Genomic DNA, 17,571 nt, shown 5'->3' on the forward strand with positions numbered 1-17,571 from the left:
AAACTCCGGCAAAGTTACTGGGCAGCAGAAAGCACGTCTTGCGCGCGCTGCCAAGGGGCCGACCCGCGTGGCAGGCGATCTGACGCGCGGGTGGCGTGCACAACTGCGTCATTAATACGCCCTTGCAGGGCATATCGTTCAGCGGTTGCCAGTGATGCAAGGCCCGGTTGGCCGGTTTTGGCGTAGGCCTGACCAAGATCGCGCAGGATCGCCGAGGATTGGCCATCAAGCGCACGGGCGCGTTCCAGTGCGCGCACGGCACGGGCATTGCCGTCGGCCGTATCGAGCGCAAGCAGGGCGCGCCCGTAACCGCCAAGGATCAGCGGTTCGTTTCCGTTCAGCGATACTGCATTCTGGTAGGCCTGCACGGCGGGGCCAGCCTGACGGGATTCGAGCAGGATTTGACCATAAAGTTCATACCAATAGGCATCGTTTGGCGCGCTTGCGATAAGGGATTGCATGGTTTGGATGGCGCGGTTTGCATCTGCTCGTCGGTGATAGGCGACAGCGCGGCGCATTGTGGCCAATTGGCTGTCATCCCCGCGCACGCGGCGCAACGTCCAGCCGGGGTTTTGCACAAACGCGCTCAGCTTTCCCTGGGCACGGGCAAACCAGTATTCCGAGTTCAGGTTCGTGTCAGCGGTGCTGGGGTTAGCGGCAACCAGCCCGCGCATGGCGCGAATGCGATCTGATGTCAGCGGGTGGGTGCGGGCATAGGGATCTTGGCGCGACACTGACAATGCCTCTTGGCCGCGAAACATGTCGAGAACTTCAAGGGCACCGCGGGGGTTTACGCCTGCGCGCAGCATAAAGCGCACGGCGGATTGATCGGCAGCGGATTCCTCAGCGCGGGTGTGTGAAAAGAACTGGCGTTGGGCGGATCCGACTGACCCCACTGCAACGGCACCCGCAGCCTCTGCATTATTCCCCGCCAGTGCAACGGCCAGCGCCAGCGCGAGGCCAAATCCGGCCGCCGTGTTTGTGCCCCGCAGGTTCGTGAGCCGCCGCGAGATATGGCCGTTGGCGATATGCGCGGCCTCATGGGCGATGACGGATTGCAATTGTTCGGCAGATGTCAGGCGTTGCAGCAGCCCCGAATGCACAAAGATCGCACGGCCATTGATTACAAACGCGTTCAAGCCGCTGTCATTCACGATCAGAATGCGCACGTTGCTGGGGTTCAATCCTGCGGCGCGCAGGATCGGCGCGGCCAGTTGATCAAGGCTGTGTTCGATATCTGCGTCACGGATCAGGTTCACGGCGCGGGCCGGGCTTGCGGCGGTGAGCAGCATCAAAGACATGCTCAGGATCAGGGACATAACAGACAGGCGCATTGACGGGCTCCGGCGTGACAGGGCAGATAGGGTTCAAAGCAAGGTAGGGCGGTTGTGATGCGAAACTCAAGGCGTGGCGAAGTCGATCCTTTTATTGTGATGGACGTGATGGAGGCCGCGCGCGCCGCCGAAAGCGCCGGGCGTCATATTATCCACATGGAAGTCGGTCAGCCGGGCCAAGGTGCGCCACGTGCGGCGGTGCAGCGGTTGTCCGCCGATATGGCAGATGATCCGCTGGGATATACCGTGGGTCTTGGTCTGCCCGAACTGCGTGCCCGTATCGCGCGTCATTACTGTGATTGGTACAATGTGGAAATTGATCCCGAACGGGTGGTGATTACGGCAGGCGCGTCCGGTGCGTTCTTGCTCGCGTTTTCGGCGCTCTTTGATACGGGGGCCCGTGTTGGGCTGGGCGCGCCGTGTTATCCGTCTTATCGCCAGATATTAAAGGCGCTTGATATGCGCCCCGTTGATATGCCTACCACGATGGCCGCGCGCATGCAGCCCGTGGCGGGGGATGTCGCGGCGCATGGGCTGGATGGTTTGATTGTCGCGTCGCCCGCAAACCCGACAGGCACGATGTTGGGGCGTGATGAACTCGCGGAGCTGGCAACTGCCTGCGAAGACGCCGATGCGCCCTTTATCAGTGATGAAATTTATCACGGACTGTCTTATGAAGACCGCGCCGTGAGCGCGCTTGAGGTCACCGACGAGGTCTACGTAATCAATTCGTTTTCCAAGTATTTTTCGATGACAGGTTGGCGTGTTGGTTGGATGGTTGTGCCGCGCGATCATGTGCGCCGGATCGAACGCCTTGCGCAAAACATGTTCATTTGTCCGTCCCATGCGTCCCAGCGGTTGGCGTTGCACGCGATGGAGGAGGGCGCAGAATTGGACGGGCGCGTTGATGCCTATCGTGCCAACCGCGACCTGATGATGGATGCGCTTCCGGCGATGGGTCTGGATAAATTCGCACCACCTGACGGGGCGTTTTACGTTTATGTTGATGTGTCCGATTACACGGACAACAGTTTGAATTTTTGCAATCAAGTGCTTGAAAAGGCGGGCGTTGCGATCACACCGGGGCTGGATTTCGATCCTGTTGAGGGGCACGCATGGGTGCGCCTGTCTTATGCGCGATCCACGCAGGACATGCGTGAGGGTTTGACGCGGCTCGCCACGTTCATGGATGATGTTAGGGCAGATCAATGACGATGTGGGCGCGTTTGGCAGGTGCGGTTTTTTCCTGTGTTGTCGCGATGCCCTTGGCCGCGCAGGAATTTTCCGGGCTGGCACGATTGGACACCGAAGAATCCGTGGTGGAGGACGTGCGCCGCGCCACTGAATTGACGCTGTTTTTGTCGCAAGCCGTGCCCTACCGCGTGTTCACGCTGGATGACCCCAAACGGTTGGTCATGGATTTTCGCGAAGTCGATTTTCGCGGGTTGGATGCCGAAAGCTTTGACAAGAGTGACCGCGTAGACGCTGTGCGATTTGGCCCTCTCAGACCCGGTTGGAGCCGGATGATTGTAGACCTCACAGAACCGCTAGAGGTCCAATTTGCGGGCATGCAAGTCAGCGAGGCTGATGGAACCGCAATCGTCGAAGTCGTCTTGCGCCCCAGCAACGACGCAGACTTTGCCGCGCGCGCCGGGGCGCCCAATGATCCTGATTGGGCGTTCTTGATGGCCGCCGATCCTGTTGATCCACAACAATCAGATGACACTGGCCCCGTGGTGATTGTGATTGATCCGGGCCATGGCGGCATTGACCCCGGCGCGACCTATCAAGATGTATTGGAGGCGGACATTACACTGGCGCTGGCGCTGGAACTGGCCGCGGCGTTGGGCCGGATTGAGGGCGTGCAGCCTGCCGTGACCCGCACTGCGGATACGTTCGTGCCGCTACAAGAACGCCTTACGCTGGCGCGCGGCGCGCGGGCGGATTTGTTTATTTCCCTTCATGCGGACGCATTGCGCGGATTTCAGGCGACAGGCGCGTCTGTGTACACGCTGACACAAGAGGCATCAGAGGATGCGTCTTTGCGGATGGCCGAACGCCACGAAAGCGGTGATCTGTTGGCGGGCGTCGATCTGTCAGGGCAGGGCGATGAGGTTGCGACTGTCCTTCAAGATCTGGTGCGGCTTGAAACTGCGGCGGCTGGTGAACGGTTTGCTGAACATCTTGTGACGGCCATGGGCGATACCGGGGTCGTTCTCAATTCTCGGCCACGTAGACAGGCGGAACTGGCTGTTCTGAATGCGGCAGATTTCCCGTCCGTTCTTCTTGAGGTCGGATTTTTGAGCAATGCAGACGATCGCGCACGCCTAACGACACCACAAGGACGTGCCCCGATTGTTGCCGCCGTTACGCTGGCCGTGGGGCGTTGGGCCATTGAGGAAGCCGCGCTGGCGCCGCTGATCAGGCAATAAAGCGCGCCAACCAGATGGAGTGGCCTTGGCAGTCTGGGTCATCGGGGCGAAAGCTAAGGACTTTGAATCCGTTGGCGATCAGCAGTGCGCGGTATTCTTCTGGATCAAGGCTCGCGTGGTAGACCTGTTCGCTCACAGCGTGGCCCCATGCCTCTCCGTCCGAGGTGCCAGAGGTGAACATAAGCGCCGCCTTCGGGGCCGCGTGGGCGGCAAATATCGGAAACATTGCGCGTTGGTCGTCCTGACCCAGATGGAAAAAGCTGTTCCAGGCAAGAATGGCGTCAAACCGTTCGCCCAGATCAAGGGTTCTCATATCTGCGTGAATGGCGCGGGCGTGGGGCAGGGTTTGTGCAAACAGATCAACCATGTTGCAGCACCGTCGATGCCGGTGACCGCCATCCCGCGTTCTGACAGATAGGTCGCGATGGGCGCGCCCGGACCGCACCCCAGATCAAGAAGCCGCCGGGTGGGTACATTGCGCGGCGTCATCCCTATCATTCTGTCCAGACAGGGTTTTTCAAACAATGACCGATTGCGTTTGGCCTGAAAATCACGGGCCTCGCGGTCATAGGTGGGTAAAATATCGGCGGGAGTTGAGAGGGCTGTCATATGCGTGATGTGCGCCCTTGGGGCGGGCTGCGCAAGTGGGCGCTTGGGGGGTCGGCAAAGACCGGCAGTTCTTGGCCGAAATCGCCCCGAGTTGTTTTGACCTCTGGGTGCAAGCCACCTATAAGCAGGGCATCGGATTTAGGGGCTGATTGCAGAATGGTTTTGCGTTTCATTATGTCGTTTTTCGGGGGCATCTTTTCGATGCTCACCCTTGGTGCGGGCATGGCTGCCCTGACGCTGGGTGCGATTTTCTATATGTATGGCAAGAACTTGCCGACCTATGAAACCTTGGCGAACTATCAGCCCAAAACGATCAGCCGTGTCTATTCCGGCGAAGGACAGGTGATTGACGAATTCGCCGAAGAACGCCGTCTGTTCACCCCCGCCGCCGAGATTCCCGATATTGTGAAACAGGCGTTTATTTCCGCTGAGGACAAGAATTTCTACAGCCATGACGGGTATGATCTGCGTGGCATCGGTGCCGCCATGTACGAGGCCGTTGCGTCACGCGGTGAAACCCTGCGCGGTGCGTCAACGATCACTCAGCAGGTCGCCAAGAACTTTCTTCTGGATGGGTCGCGCCGTGTTGAACGCAAAATTCAGGAATTGATCCTTGCGCCGCGCATCGAAGCGACGTTGGGCAAAGAGGGTATTCTTGAACTTTACCTGAACGAAATTGATCTGGGCGTGCGGTCCTTTGGTGTGACCGCTGCGGCGCGTTCCTATTTTAATAAATCGCTGTCCGAACTGTCCCCGGCTGAGGCTGCGTTCCTCGCCGTGCACCCAAAGGCGCCCTACAGCTACCACCCCGTGCGCCAACGCGAGGCCGCGCTTGTGCGTCGTGATTTCATCCTCGAGGAAATGTACGAGAACGGCTACATCAGCAGCGATGAGTTGGCCGTTGCGTTGGCCGATCCTTTGCGCACTGTGCAAAACGGTGATTTTCCGAGCTACAACAGCGAACGCCCTGAGCGTGATTATTTCACAGCAGCCATCGTGAATGAGGTTGAAGCGCTGTTTCCGGATTACGAAATGGATTCTGCCGGGCTGTCGATCCGCGCGACGGTGGACGAAGAATTGCAGGCCGCCGCGCGTGATGCGCTGCAACGCCAGCTTGAAAGCTATGATCGCAGTGCCGGGCGCTGGCGGGGCACGGGCCTGTCGTTGCCTGCCGATATGCTGGATGATGAAACGGTGTGGCGCGCCAATCTGCGTATTGCCCCTGTGATCCGGACAATCACGCTGGAAAACCCGTGGTATCCTGCTGTCGTGCTTGAGGTTGGTGAAAACCAGATGCGTATGGGCATCGAAGGCTGGCAAGAGGGCGACGAGGAGCCGATCATTCCACGGCGTGACATCGAATGGATGCGCGGCAGCTTTGCCGATAATTTTGCGCCCGGTGATATTGTGCATGTGCGCCGCATGATGACAGGCGACAATGGTGCGGGCGATTTCATCCGTTGGACCCTGCGCCAAGTGCCCGAAGTGCAGGGCGCATTCATGGCGATGGACGTCAACACAGGCCGCGTTTTGGCGATGCAGGGTGGTTTTGGCTACGAAATCGCGGTGTCCGAACTTAACCGTGCCTATTCCGAACGCCAGCCCGGATCGGCGTTCAAACCGTTCGTGTTCGCGGCGGCCCTCGATTCCGGTTATACACCCGCGACCATCATCGTTGACGCCCCGATTGAGGTTGTTGCGGGGGGTGAAATCTGGCGCCCGCAAAACGCGTCTGACCGCTTTTATGGCCCCACGCCGTTGCGCACCGGGATTGAACAGTCACGCAACGTGATGACCGTGCGTTTGGCGCAAGAAGTCGGAATGCGCACCATCGCGGAATACGCCGAACGGTTCGGCGTGTATGACCGGATGAACGCGTTTTTGTCCGCCTCTCTCGGCTCTGAGGAAACGCAGCTTTATAAACTGGTCGCGGCCTACGCGATGTTTGCCAACGGAGGGGAGCGGGTGGAACCCACCCTCGTGGACCGTGTGCAGGACCGCTATGGCAACACGATCTATCGCCATGACCAACGGGTCTGTGCGGAATGTAGCGATGCCAATCTTGAACAAGGGCGCGCGCCGCGCATCGCATCAGACCGCGAACGGGTGATGAACGCTGTGACAGCCTATCAGCTGACATCGATGATGCAGGGCGTTGTGCAACGCGGCACTGCGCGCAGCTCTGTCAATTTGGCGGTCCCGATTGCGGGCAAGACGGGCACGACGAACGATGCCAAAGACGTCTGGTTTGTCGGCTTTAGTTCAAACATCGTGGCGGGGTGTTATATCGGGTATGATACGCCGCGCAGCCTTGGGCGCGGGGCGTCTGGTGGTGGTTTGTGTGGTCCGGTGTTCAACAGCTTTATGCGCACGGCGATCAACAAATATGGTGGCGGTTCGTTTGACGCGCCCGAAGAATGCATGTTCATCAACATTGATCGTTTCACAGGCGCACGCCTGCCGGATGGCGCATCTGGTGACAACATCGTCCGCGAATGTTTCCGCACCGGGGAAGAGCCGATTTTCGGCATCACCTTCGACGGTGGTTTTGCAATGGCCGCCGATTTGCCACTGTTTGAGGAGGTCGCGCCTGCGGCTGCCGTCAGCGTGACCACGTCAACGGGTGAAACGGCGACGATCAATTCCAATGCATCGTTCGGGTCCTTGTCCACGGGTGGCTTGTATTGACGGGGTAATCGGGTAGACCACGATGAACTCCAGATACGAAGAAGACGAACATGCGCGCAGAAATCCAAACCATCGTCGGTGACATCGACAAAAGTCTGACCCTGTTGGCGCAGCGGATGGATCATGAAACAGCGTCGCATCGTTTGGAAGAATTCAACGCGCGCGTTGAAGACCCGAACCTGTGGGATGATCCTGACGCCGCGCAAAAGCTGATGCGCGACCGCCAGTCTTTGGTTGATGCGATAGAAAGCTATAACACCATCAAACAAGAACTGTCCGATCAACAAGAAATGATCGAGATGGGTGAGATGGAAGAAGACGATGAGATCGTCACAGAAGCCGAAGAGGCGCTGAGGGCCCTGAAGGTCAAAGCGGCCGCCAAAGAGCTTGAGGCGTTGCTGAATGGTGAGGCCGATGCCAATGACACCTTCCTTGAAATCAATTCGGGCGCGGGCGGCACAGAGGCCTGTGACTGGGCCGCGATGCTGGCGCGCATGTATATCCGCTGGGCCGAACGCAAAGGTTACAAGGTTGAATTGCAGGCTGAAAGTGCGGGCGAAGAGGTTGGCATCAAATCGGCGAGCTACAAGATTTCAGGTCATAACGCCTATGGTTGGTTGAAGTCCGAAAGCGGTGTGCACCGCCTTGTGCGCATTTCCCCGTTTGATAGCGCAGCCAAGCGGCACACGTCGTTTACGTCTGTAAAGGTCTATCCGGTGGTGGACGACAACATCGAGATTGAGGTCAATCCGTCTGACATTCGTATCGATACCTACCGGTCATCCGGCGCAGGTGGCCAGCACGTGAACACGACGGATTCCGCCGTGCGCATTACCCACGCGCCGACGGGTATCGTGGTGACGTCATCGGAGAAATCCCAACACCAGAACCGCGACATCGCCATGAAGGCCTTGAAATCGCGACTGTACCAGATTGAACTTGATAAGCGGTCAGCGCTGGTCAACGAAGTCCATGAAAACGCGGGCGATGCGGGCTGGGGCAACCAGATCCGGTCGTATGTCTTGCAGCCCTATCAGATGGTCAAAGACCTGCGCACAGCCCATGAGACATCAGACACCAAGGGTGTGCTAGACGGTGATCTTGACGCCTTTATGGGCGCGACCTTGGCGATGGATGTCAGCGGCAAAAGCCGCGCGGATGCCAACGCCGAAGACTAACGCATCGCTTGACCCAGAACGCCGCTGTGGAAAGTATAGCGGCAGAGGTGATCAGATGACGGACACACAGACGCTGGCGGCATCGCCCAAACCCATCATCGGCAAACTGACGTTGCCGGAACTATGGGTTTGCCTGAAAGCAGGGTGGAGAGATTTTCGCGCCGCTCCGCAATTCGGGCTGTTCTTTTCCGCGGTCTACGTCCTGAGCGGATTTTTTCTGATCTGGATCGGCGCGGGCCATGTGAGCTGGACGCTGGTGGTGTCGCTGGGGTTCCCATTGGCCGCGCCGTTTGCGGCTGTGGGCCTTTACGAAGTGTCGCGCTGTCTGGAGGCCGACGAACCCTTGTTGTGGCGCAATGTGCTGGGTGTCGTTTGGCAGGAACGCACTCGACAAGTCCCGTGGATCGGGGCGGTGATTGTGTTCTATTTCCTCGTTTGGACGTTCCTGGCGCATATGATTTTTGCGGTGTTTATGGGGCTGACGACCTTCACCAACATCTCGACCTCGTGGGAGATGTTCCTGACACCCAATGGCCTGACAATGATTGCGGTAGAAATGATCGTCGGCGGGGCGCTGGCGTTTTTGATGTTCTCACTGACTGTCGTGAGCCTGCCACTGGTACTTGATAAGGAAATCGATTTCATGACCGCCATGCTGCTGAGCCTTGCGGCGGTGCGTGCGAATTTGTGGGTCATGCTGGTGTGGGCAGGGACGATTGCGGTACTGACGTTTGCGGCGCTGATCCCGTGGTTCTTGGGGTTGATGGTGGTGTTGCCGCTGCTGGGCCATACGACGTGGCATGTTTATCGCCGCACGCTGTATCATCCGCTGGACGATACCCCATGAAAAAAGGGCCAGCGCAGATGCGCGGCCCCTTTATCATCACGCTTTAGACGCGATTATTCTTTGGCAGCTGCCTTTGGCGTGCCCTTTGGGGTGCCTGTGTTCAGCGGATCGTCCTGACGTTGAACGGACCCTTCAAAGTGGGCGCCGGATTCAATCGCGATTGTCTTGTGGATGATATCGCCTTCAACGCGTGCTGTTGATGTCAGGCGCACCTTAAGGCCGCGCACTGTGCCGACGATACGGCCATTCACAACAACATCGTCTGCCATGCATTCGCCGTTGACTGTGGCGCCTTCGCCAACTGTCAAAAGGTGCGCGCGGATGTCGCCATCTACGGTGCCTTCAATCTGGATGTCGCCGGATGTCTTCAGGTTACCCGTGATGTGCAGGTCCGTTGACAGCTGGGACGCTGGCGGCTTTGCCTTCGGGGCGGAGGATTTGAAATCGCTCGCCGAGGGGGCAGGGGACGTGGCAGGTTTCGCAGCCGTATCCGGTGTGGATGGGGTGGCAGGTGTGCCAGGCTCATTGATTTTGCTTTTAGAAAACATCTTGTCCAGCTCTTATATATATCATGGGGTTTACTGGGCGACCGCCCACACGGATTTCATAGTGAAGGTGGGGGCCGGTTGACCGTCCGGAATTACCAATATCACCAATACGGTCCCCGCGCGAGAGTCTTTGTCCAACTTCGACGCGAATTCGGTTTTGGTGCGCATATCGTGTCTCAATGCCGAAGGCATGCTGTACCTTGACCAGACGGCCATATCCTGACGACCAGCCCGCAAAGGTTACCACACCGTCCGCCGGGGCGTAGATCGGGGTGCCGATTGCGGCGGCAAAATCGGTGCCGTTGTGCATCCGGCCCCAGCGCATGCCGAACCCTGAGGTAAAGCGAAAGCCGGAGCGCACGGGCATATCGAACGGAATACGTTCTGCGGCGATGCGGTACAGGTTCAGACGATCCATAGACCCGAGGATGCCGTTTGCACGGGCGGCGTCAGGGTCTTCGGTGCCGCCACGGGTCGAAAATTGCAGCGGGGTCAGCGGACCACCGGTGCCGGAATAACCACGACGAACCTGTTCAAGAACGTCATCCGGGTTCATCCCCGCCGCGCGAAACATATTGTCGAGAGGGGCGACTGAGACGGTAAACGCCTCTTCCAATTGACGGAAAATCTGGTCGTTGCGTTCTTGCAGCAGGCGCAGTTCAAGTTCCATGTCAGCGGCGTGGCTGAGGGCGAATTCTGCATCATTCGCGATTTTGTCACGTTCTGCGGCGGTGTCGGCAAGGGCTGTGGCCAACAAATCAACCGTGCCGGAGGCGTCGCCGCCTTGGGCAAATCCTGTTGGAATGTCGCCGTCACCGTTGATCGCGGCCTCAAGCACTGCGACCTGTTCTTCGGCGTCGCGACGTTCGCCCATTGTGCGGCGCAGGGTTGTTTGAACGACCTCCAGGCCTGTCTCAAGCTCGCGGCGGCGATCCTCTGAGCGCAGCAGTTCTGACTGCATCAGAGAGATTTGTTCCAGCGCTGAGGAAAACCGTTGTTGTGCTGCGACGGCCTCGTTTGCGCGCACGTCGCGTTCGACGGACAAGGCGTTGAGGCGGTCTTCGTAGGTGGCTTGATCGCGCTGTGCCTGGGCGCGGAAGTTGCCAGCACCAATGCTGTCCATCAACAGCACCGCAGTCGCGATGATCGTCCAGGACACGACAAGGGCTGATCCAGCCCACGCAATTAACTGTGTTTCAGGTTTGAGGCGGATGAACCTCGTTTCTGTGTCGCTGCGCAGGAACAACCGTTTCTCGGGGAAACGCTTTTCGAGGGCGACGTGCAGTTTATGTATCAGCCGTGCTTTCACGTTTCTGTCCTGATCCCATCCCAATACCGTGACGCCAGCCCCCCAGCATTCAGCGTCCGGACCTCGTTAACGGGTGGAGGAATCTCTGGCAAGGTATTTGCCCAAATTCGTGTTGATTCAGAATGATATGAGTCTTTTTGGGCATCAAACCGCCGATAACGTAAGGGTAAGATACGCGATAATGGTTAACGTCACGTGTCTTCGGAGAGCGGCCAGTAGAAGTCGGGCGGGATGCCGGCCTCTGCGCGTTTTTCTTCGTTGAAGGGCGGACGCAGTTTGGCGTGGAAATACTTGCGCACGAGCGTGTGAAATGTGGACGTCGGATCTAGCGCATCGCGCCCGCACAGGTAGTGGAACCATTTTGATCCGTAGGCGACGTGATGGACTTCTTCGGCGTAGATCACGTTGAGCGCGTCGATGGTCTGGCGGTCTTTGGCCTGCTGGAAAATCTTGATCATGCCCGGCGTCACATCAAGGCCGCGGGCCTCAAGCACCATGGGGACAACGGCGAGGCGGCCCATCAGATCATCTGCCGTATCCTGTGCGGCGCGCCACATGCCTGCATGGGCCGGCAGTGCGCCATAGTGTGATCCGTGCGCTTCAAGACAGTCGCACAACAGGTTGAAATGTTTGGATTCTTCATCAGCCGCTTTGACCCAATCGTCGTAAAACCCGATGGGAAATTCGGTATCAGTGAACCGCGCGATCAGATCCCAGTGCAGATCAACTGCGTTCAGTTCGATATGTGCGACGGCATGTAAAATCGCGATGCGGCCTTCGGGGGTGCCGGGTTTGCGGCGGGGCACATCGCGCGGGTCGAGCAGCGCTGGCGCATCAGGACGGGCGGGCATATCGGGTGGGGATGCACTGCCGATTTCAGGCGTTTCACCTGCGGCGCGGGCGGCCTGCCACGTGGCTGCATATTCACGGCTGATGGCGGTTTTGGTGCGGCCATCGGGGGTGCGCAGAACGTGGTCTGCCATCTGAGCGAGTGTTTTCATGATGCACCGTTAACGCCAAAAGCGCGATATGGAAACGGTATGGGTCGCGTATGGGTTTGGTATGGCTAAGGAGCCATTTATGCCAATTCGTTAACGCGCACGTTTACTTTTTGCCGGTTGGCTTATCGCGGGCGGCTTTTTCTTCTTTGGTGAGCGTCTGGTTCCAGACGTTCTTGGACAATCCCAAGGCCGGGTCCAGCGGTTTGGTCTTGCCTTTGGAAACTTTGCCGCCCTTGTTCAGGTATTCCTGAATAAGCGCATCGTCGGTGGTGTCTTTGGGTACATGTTTCATGCCGCTAGTCCTAGCGGTTGGTGATCTTGGGCGCAACATGACCTGTCGGGCTTTTTGTTGATGCACATCAAGGCGCGCGGGGCGCAATAAGCCTAGTGTTAAGTCGCCAAATAAGGAGGGCACAAAATGTTCAGCAAAATAGTAGTCGGCTTTGATGGATCGCAGATGTCGGACCGCGCGTTGCGGCTGGCCTGTGATCTGGCACAGAAATACGAATCCGAATTACATCTGGTGCACACACCGCAGCCCCGCACGGTGGCGTTCGCGATGGGGGCGGTGGCGGGATATCACACCGTGACAACCATGCCTTCAGCGGCCGAAATCAAGGAAGGCAACGCCAAGATGCTTGCCGCAGGTAAGGCCATCGCCACTGAGCATGGCCAAACCATCGCGCAGACCCATGTCAAAAGCGGGGAACCCGGTGATGTGATTGTTCAATATGCCGATAAGGTCGGGGCCGATTTGATCGTCTCCGGGCGCCATGGGCACGGTGTGTTCAGCGCAATGGTGCAAGGCAGCACGTCGTTGCGGATCAATCATATTGCCAAATGCGCGACACTGTCGGTGATCTAACGCGCGGGTGAAAACGGGCCGAACGGATCATCGTCCGGCCCGCTATGTCAGTCGGCGTTAGCCGTACCAGTCGCCCATCTTTGCTTCGATCCCGTCAGACAGCATGCTTGCGAATTCTGCAGGGTCTTGCGTGCCGTCGTCGCGGCCACGGTAGTGGTAGGGATAAACGTAGGTCGGTGCGAATTCGGACACGGCAGACGCCGCGGCCTCTGCGTCCATGGTGAAGGGCAGGTTCATGCACACAAACGCAAGGTCGATGTTTTCGAGAGCACGCATTTCGGGCGTGTCTTCGGTGTCGCCGGAAATGTAGACGCGGAAGCCGTCGATATCGAGGACATATCCGTTGTCGCGCCCCTTGGGGTGAAACTCCAACCGACCTTCGGTGACGTTGTAGGCTGGGATGGCAGTGATTGCGACACCAGCGCTTGTGGTGTCTTCATCATTGGCCAACGGGATTGCGCGCGCCGCGAGGTCTTCTGGTAGCATCCCGATCAGGGCGGCATTGACGACCAACTGGGTGTCTGCATCCTGCGTGAGCGCGATGAGGGTCTGAAGATCAAAGTGGTCCCCATGGAAATGCGTGACAATCACAAGGCCGGGCGTTGCATCGGCGTTGTATTGTGCGGGATCGCCAATCGGATCAACGGCGATCAAGACATCACCGGTGTCCATCAAGAAGGACGCATGGGACACCGGCATGACCTTGAGCTGCCCGCCGTTGGGCATATCAAACGTGTTGGCCGCCGCATGGCCATCCGCCGTGGCCGCGCCGAATGTGAACGGCAGCAGTGTTACGGCTGTCCCTGTGGTGGCAAGGAAGGTGCGTCGAGATTGCATTGTCGTCTCCTTTTTATGTTCAATGATCTGGGCTACGAAATAGTGCGTTTTCGGCGTCGTCCAGAAAATATCGATATTTTTATCAGAGGGCTTTGACCGCGTCTAGCACCGCGTCGACATGGCCGGGCACTTTGACTTTGCGCCAGATGCGCGCGATCTTGCCATCCGCGATCAGGAATGTGGCGCGTTCGATGCCCATGTAGGTCTTTCCGTACATCTGTTTTTCGACCCATGTGCCAAAGCGTTCGCACACATCACCGTCCGCGTCCGACAGCAGCGCGATTTTAAGGTCGTGTTTGGCGATGAATTTTTCGTGTTTGGCGACGGTGTCTTTGGAAATGCCGAGGATCGTCGCGCCGGACGTCGCAAACCCTGTCAGCTGTTCTGTGAACCCGATGGCTTCTTTGGTGCAGCCCGGCGTGTCGTCTTTGGGGTAGAAATACAGCACAACTGGGCCTTTGATGTCGGCCAGCGTTACCATTTCGCCGCCGTCGCGTGGCAGGGTCACATCGGGGGCGGGGCAGCCTTGGGTCAGTTCGGTCATGTCGTGGTCCTTTTCGTTTCATTCCCTTTGCGTTCTAGGGCGCGAGCAGCGAATATAAACCCCAATGAGCGAGAGCAGCGACATCAAAAGCAAAAGCAAGCAGCACGCGGGCGAAAAATCGCGGGCGCGGCGCGTGCCAAAGCATGTGAAAGCATGGTGGTGGGTGCGTGCCATCGGGTTGGTCGTGGGCGCGCCGGTGGTGATGGCGGCCATCGCCGCTGTGTTGCTAATCGGGCGCGAGGTGACGGCGCCCAGCTGGATCGTGCGCGATGTTGAGGCCCGCGCAGCCGAGGTGCTGGGCGGGGGTGCGCTTGGGTTCGGGACGATGAAAATCACCGTCGGGAATGATCTGCACCCGCGACTGGTTTTGGAAAATGCGGTGTTGCGCGATGCAGACGGGGCCGTTCTGGCGCGGGTTCCCAGTATCGAGGGCCTGATATCGCCGCGCGGTGTGTTGCAGGGGCGGGTTCTGGCACAAGACATCCAGTTGCACGGCGCGCAATTGTCCCTGAGCCGCGCCCGTGATGGCACGGTTGCACTGGCGTTTGATCAGGGCGCGGATGCGGTTGGGGCGGCGGCAGGGTTTGTGGAACTGCTGGATCAGATCGATGCCGTGTTTGAGGAAGGCGCGCTTGAGGCGCTGGAACAGGTGCGCGCGGATGGTTTGATCATCAATTACGTCGATGCGCGCGCGGGGCGGTCTTGGGTGATGGATGATGGTCAGATCGGCCTTGATCTGCGCGATGGTGGGCTTGAACTGCGCGCCGATGTGGCGCTGTTGTCGGGACGGTCTTTTGTGACCACCGCCGAGATGACGTATCGCAGCCCACGTGGCACCCGCGAGGCCGAGATCGGGTTGAACATCACGGATGCCGCCGCTGCTGACATCGCTAGCCAATCGCCGCTGTTGTCCTGGCTTGGCGTGTTGGATGCGCCGATTTCGGGGGCGGTGCGCGGGGTTTTGGATGACACGGGCAGTCTGTCGTCCGCCTCTGCGACGTTGCAAATCGGGGAAGGGGAATTGCGCCCCACGGCCGCGACGACGCCAATCCCGTTTCAATCGGCGCGCACGTATTTATCTTATGATCCGCTGGCCGAAAAACTGGTGTTTGATCTGCTTGAGATCGACAGCGACTGGGGCAAGGTTTCGGGCACGGCGCAGACCTATTTGCGCGAATATTCAAACGGATGGCCTGCGGCGTTTTTGGGGCAGGTGCAGTTTTCAGACCTGACCGTGGCGCCCGAAGGTGTGTATGCCGATCCGGTTGAATTGTCGGATGGCAGTGTGGAATTTCGCCTGCGCCTTGATCCGTTTACGCTCGACATCGGGCAGGCAGCGGTGGTGACGGACGGCACGCCGATCCAGATGTCGGGCCAAGTGCGTGCGGCGACACAAGGCTGGTCTGTGGCGTTGGATGGGCAAGCGCGCGACATTCGGGCTGAACAAGTGGTGGCGCTGTGGCCGCAAAATGTGGCTGTGGTGACGCGCGACTGGTTGGATCGTAACGTGAATGACGGAACCTTGCGCAATGCCCAAATCGCGTTTCGCACCCGCGCCAATGACACGCCGACCTTTGCCACGACGCTTGAATTTATGAATGCAAATGTGCGGTTCATGCCGACGTTGCCGCCAATCGAAAACGGGCGCGGCACGGTGTCTTTGGTGGATCGCCGCATGGCGTTGTCGCTGGATCAGGGCCATGTGACAGCCCCCGAGGGCGGGCGGATCGATTTGGCGGGCAGTACGTTTGTTATCCCGCGGGTCGGAATTGCGAATGCGCCTGCGCGTGTTGATCTGGACATGCAGGGGCGGGTCACGGCGGCGATGTCGGTTCTTAACCTTGAGCCGTTTGGCGTTTTGCGCAATTCGGATTTGCCCGTGTCGTTTGCCCAAGGACAGGCGCGCATTACGGCGGTGGTGGAAACGCCGCTGGGGCGGGGTGTGACGCCGGACCAGCGCACTTGGAGCGTTGAAGCAGATCTAAGGAACGTGCGGTCCGAGGCCTTGGTGCCCAATCAGACCCTGACAGCATCGACCCTAAGACTGAGCGCGGATCGTGACAGCCTCGTGGTGCAGGGGCCTGTCCGGTTGGGCGATGTGGGCGGACAAGTGACGTTTGCGCGCGCCCTTGGGGCGGGGTCCGAAGGGACGGCGCGGGTTGATGCGGATGTGACGATCAGCTCGGCGTTGCTGGATACGTTCAACATCAATTTGCCCCCCGACATGATTACGGGCGAGGCGGGCGCACAGATCGCCATTGATATGAGCGATCCGGCGGCGCCGGGGTTTCGGTTGAATTCGGATTTGCGCGGGATCGCGTTATCGCTGCCCGGTGTGGGGTGGTCCAAGGCGCGGGAAGTGGCGGGGGCGTTGACGGTTGTCGGGCAGCTTGGCCAGACGCCGCGCATTGATCAGCTGTCGCTGAGTGCGCCGAACCTGCAAACCACGGGGGTCATCAGCCTGACGCCAGGGGGCGGGTTGCAGCGCGCGGCGTTTGAACGGGTGCGGCTAGGCGGGTGGCTTGATGCGCCGGTTGTTTTGCTGGGGCGTGGTCAGGGGCAACCTGTCGAGGTTCAGATCGCGGGTGGAGTTCTTGACCTTCGGGAGGCAAATTTTGGGGTTGGTGGCGAGGACAGCGGCCCGATGGACATCGCGCTGGATCGGTTGCAGGTCACTGACCGGATCGAGATTTCGGATTTTCGTGGCACGTTCACATCCCCCAGCGGATTGCAGGGGCAGTTTGTGGGCGATGTGAATGGCGTGGCCCCGGTGCGCGGAACTTTGGTGCCGATTGACGGGCGGTCCGCGGTGCGCATTGTCAGCAACGACGCGGGTGGATTGCTGCGCGCCACGGGGCTGTTGCGCAATGCCTATGACGGTGACATGCGGCTGACCTTGATCCCTGAGGGCGCTGAGGGCAGTTATGACGGCACGCTGATTGGCAGTGGGTTGCGGGTGCGCGACGCACCTGCGCTGGCGTCCCTGCTGGACGCTATTTCGGTCGTTGGATTGCTGAGCCAGATGAGCGGGCAGGGCTTGTTGTTCCAAGACGTTGAGGCGCAGTTCCGGTTGACGCCAAATCAGGTGATCCTGACCCAATCGAGCGCGACAGGCCCGGGCTTGGGGATTTCTATGGACGGGATCTACGCGAGCGCGTCGCGGTCTATGGATTTTCAGGGTGTGATCTCTCCGTTTTATTTGCTGAACGGGATCGGGTCCGTGCTGACGCGCCCGGGTGAGGGGCTGATCGGATTCAATTTCAACCTGCGTGGGCCCGTTGACAACCCGCAGGTTCTGGTCAATCCGCTGAGCGCGCTGACGCCGGGTATGTTTCGCGACATTTTCCGCCGTACGCCCCCCACGGTTGGCCAATAGGAC

Annotated in this window: 16 protein-coding genes; 7 read left to right on the top strand and 9 right to left on the bottom strand. The window is 59.0% G+C overall.

Annotation, left to right across the window (positions count from 1 at the left end; all coding sequences use genetic code 11):
- Window positions 1-14: 14 nt before the first annotated feature.
- Window positions 15-1,334, bottom strand: a complete 1,320-nt coding sequence (locus L0664_RS16875) for a M48 family metalloprotease (RefSeq protein ID WP_235227068.1) — start codon at window positions 1,332-1,334, stop codon at window positions 15-17.
- 57 nt (window positions 1,335-1,391) lie between these two features.
- Here L0664_RS16875 and L0664_RS16880 point away from each other — a divergent pair, with 57 nt between their 5' ends.
- Entirely contained in the window at window positions 1,392-2,546 is a 1,155-nt protein-coding gene (locus tag L0664_RS16880; RefSeq protein ID WP_235227069.1) for a pyridoxal phosphate-dependent aminotransferase, read from the top strand.
- The gene (locus L0664_RS16885; RefSeq protein ID WP_235227070.1) at window positions 2,543-3,766 is read left to right on the top strand and encodes an N-acetylmuramoyl-L-alanine amidase; all 1,224 of its coding nucleotides are present in this window, start codon (window positions 2,543-2,545) and stop codon (window positions 3,764-3,766) included. The genes L0664_RS16880 and L0664_RS16885 overlap by 4 nt, the downstream gene beginning before the upstream one ends.
- On the opposite strand, the gene L0664_RS16890 is transcribed toward L0664_RS16885, so the two are convergent.
- Both L0664_RS16890 and L0664_RS16895 read right to left on the bottom strand, forming a co-directional pair.
- The gene (locus L0664_RS16890; protein ID WP_235227071.1) at window positions 3,756-4,079 is read right to left on the bottom strand and encodes a class I SAM-dependent methyltransferase; all 324 of its coding nucleotides are present in this window, start codon (window positions 4,077-4,079) and stop codon (window positions 3,756-3,758) included. The genes L0664_RS16885 and L0664_RS16890 overlap by 11 nt on opposite strands.
- Window positions 4,076-4,375 (bottom strand): class I SAM-dependent methyltransferase, encoded by a 300-nt coding sequence (locus L0664_RS16895; RefSeq protein ID WP_235227072.1) that lies wholly within the window; start codon window positions 4,373-4,375, stop codon window positions 4,076-4,078. The genes L0664_RS16890 and L0664_RS16895 overlap by 4 nt, the downstream gene beginning before the upstream one ends.
- A gap of 156 nt (window positions 4,376-4,531) precedes the next feature.
- Here L0664_RS16895 and L0664_RS16900 point away from each other — a divergent pair, with 156 nt between their 5' ends.
- Genes L0664_RS16900 through L0664_RS16910 form a run of 3 tightly spaced genes read left to right on the top strand, consistent with a single transcriptional unit; the run spans window position 4,532 to window position 9,088 of the window.
- Window positions 4,532-7,063, top strand: a complete 2,532-nt coding sequence (locus L0664_RS16900) for a penicillin-binding protein 1A (protein ID WP_336247114.1) — start codon at window positions 4,532-4,534, stop codon at window positions 7,061-7,063.
- Between the two features lie 50 nt (window positions 7,064-7,113).
- Window positions 7,114-8,241 carry a peptide chain release factor 2 gene (gene prfB / locus L0664_RS16905; protein WP_235227074.1) on the top strand — a complete coding sequence of 376 codons (1,128 nt, stop codon included), beginning with the start codon at window positions 7,114-7,116 and terminating at the stop codon, window positions 8,239-8,241.
- 55 nt (window positions 8,242-8,296) lie between these two features.
- Window positions 8,297-9,088, top strand: coding sequence for a DUF2189 domain-containing protein (locus tag L0664_RS16910; RefSeq protein WP_235227075.1), 792 nt, complete (start codon window positions 8,297-8,299; stop codon window positions 9,086-9,088).
- 53 nt (window positions 9,089-9,141) lie between these two features.
- Here the strand turns inward: L0664_RS16910 and L0664_RS16915 are convergent, their stop codons facing one another.
- The 4 genes from L0664_RS16915 to L0664_RS16930 all read right to left on the bottom strand — a co-directional run bounded on the left by L0664_RS16915 (window position 9,142) and on the right by L0664_RS16930 (window position 12,238).
- Complete coding sequence (locus L0664_RS16915) at window positions 9,142-9,636, bottom strand: bactofilin family protein (RefSeq protein WP_235227076.1); 495 nt, start codon at window positions 9,634-9,636, stop codon at window positions 9,142-9,144.
- Complete coding sequence (locus tag L0664_RS16920; protein WP_235227077.1) at window positions 9,626-10,945, bottom strand: DUF5930 domain-containing protein; 1,320 nt, start codon at window positions 10,943-10,945, stop codon at window positions 9,626-9,628. Before L0664_RS16920 ends, L0664_RS16915 begins: the two co-directional genes overlap by 11 nt.
- 191 nt (window positions 10,946-11,136) lie before the next feature.
- Window positions 11,137-11,946, bottom strand: a complete 810-nt coding sequence (locus tag L0664_RS16925; RefSeq protein ID WP_235227078.1) for a ferritin-like domain-containing protein — start codon at window positions 11,944-11,946, stop codon at window positions 11,137-11,139.
- Between the two features lie 103 nt (window positions 11,947-12,049).
- Window positions 12,050-12,238, bottom strand: a complete 189-nt coding sequence (locus L0664_RS16930) for a hypothetical protein (protein WP_235227079.1) — start codon at window positions 12,236-12,238, stop codon at window positions 12,050-12,052.
- Between the two features lie 126 nt (window positions 12,239-12,364).
- Here L0664_RS16930 and L0664_RS16935 point away from each other — a divergent pair, with 126 nt between their 5' ends.
- On the top strand, window positions 12,365-12,811 hold the full coding sequence (locus tag L0664_RS16935) for a universal stress protein (protein ID WP_235227080.1): 447 nt from the start codon (window positions 12,365-12,367) through the stop codon (window positions 12,809-12,811).
- A 57-nt stretch (window positions 12,812-12,868) separates the two neighbouring features.
- Here the strand turns inward: L0664_RS16935 and L0664_RS16940 are convergent, their stop codons facing one another.
- Together L0664_RS16940 and L0664_RS16945 are read right to left on the bottom strand one after the other, a co-directional pair.
- Window positions 12,869-13,648, bottom strand: coding sequence for an MBL fold metallo-hydrolase (locus tag L0664_RS16940; protein ID WP_235227081.1), 780 nt, complete (start codon window positions 13,646-13,648; stop codon window positions 12,869-12,871).
- 82 nt (window positions 13,649-13,730) lie between these two features.
- Complete coding sequence (locus L0664_RS16945) at window positions 13,731-14,192, bottom strand: peroxiredoxin (protein WP_235227082.1); 462 nt, start codon at window positions 14,190-14,192, stop codon at window positions 13,731-13,733.
- A 64-nt stretch (window positions 14,193-14,256) separates the two neighbouring features.
- On the opposite strand from L0664_RS16945, the gene L0664_RS16950 reads away from it, so the two are divergent.
- A complete protein-coding gene (locus L0664_RS16950) occupies window positions 14,257-17,568 on the top strand; it encodes a DUF3971 domain-containing protein (RefSeq protein ID WP_235227083.1) in 3,312 nt (1,103 codons plus the stop codon).
- Window positions 17,569-17,571 lie beyond the last annotated feature (3 nt).

The organism is Octadecabacter dasysiphoniae (assembly GCF_021532615.1).
Lineage (GTDB): Bacteria > Pseudomonadota > Alphaproteobacteria > Rhodobacterales > Rhodobacteraceae > Octadecabacter > Octadecabacter dasysiphoniae.

Bases quoted from the DNA above. Each gene is read 5' to 3' on its own strand.
- L0664_RS16880 (WP_235227069.1), top strand. From the start codon at position 1,392: ATGCGAAACTCAAGGCGTGGCGAAGTCGATCCTTTTATTGTGATGGAC.
- L0664_RS16915 (WP_235227076.1), bottom strand. From the start codon at position 9,636: ATGTTTTCTAAAAGCAAAATCAATGAGCCTGGCACACCTGCCACCCCA.
- L0664_RS16900 (WP_336247114.1), top strand. From the start codon at position 4,532: ATGGTTTTGCGTTTCATTATGTCGTTTTTCGGGGGCATCTTTTCGATG.
- L0664_RS16890 (WP_235227071.1), bottom strand. From the start codon at position 4,079: ATGAGAACCCTTGATCTGGGCGAACGGTTTGACGCCATTCTTGCCTGG.
- L0664_RS16875 (WP_235227068.1), bottom strand. From the start codon at position 1,334: ATGCGCCTGTCTGTTATGTCCCTGATCCTGAGCATGTCTTTGATGCTG.
- L0664_RS16910 (WP_235227075.1), top strand. From the start codon at position 8,297: ATGACGGACACACAGACGCTGGCGGCATCGCCCAAACCCATCATCGGC.
- L0664_RS16925 (WP_235227078.1), bottom strand. From the start codon at position 11,946: ATGAAAACACTCGCTCAGATGGCAGACCACGTTCTGCGCACCCCCGAT.
- L0664_RS16885 (WP_235227070.1), top strand. From the start codon at position 2,543: ATGACGATGTGGGCGCGTTTGGCAGGTGCGGTTTTTTCCTGTGTTGTC.
- L0664_RS16940 (WP_235227081.1), bottom strand. From the start codon at position 13,648: ATGCAATCTCGACGCACCTTCCTTGCCACCACAGGGACAGCCGTAACA.
- L0664_RS16935 (WP_235227080.1), top strand. From the start codon at position 12,365: ATGTTCAGCAAAATAGTAGTCGGCTTTGATGGATCGCAGATGTCGGAC.
- L0664_RS16945 (WP_235227082.1), bottom strand. From the start codon at position 14,192: ATGACCGAACTGACCCAAGGCTGCCCCGCCCCCGATGTGACCCTGCCA.
- L0664_RS16895 (WP_235227072.1), bottom strand. From the start codon at position 4,375: ATGACAGCCCTCTCAACTCCCGCCGATATTTTACCCACCTATGACCGC.
- L0664_RS16950 (WP_235227083.1), top strand. From the start codon at position 14,257: ATGAGCGAGAGCAGCGACATCAAAAGCAAAAGCAAGCAGCACGCGGGC.
- prfB (WP_235227074.1), top strand. From the start codon at position 7,114: ATGCGCGCAGAAATCCAAACCATCGTCGGTGACATCGACAAAAGTCTG.
- L0664_RS16930 (WP_235227079.1), bottom strand. From the start codon at position 12,238: ATGAAACATGTACCCAAAGACACCACCGACGATGCGCTTATTCAGGAA.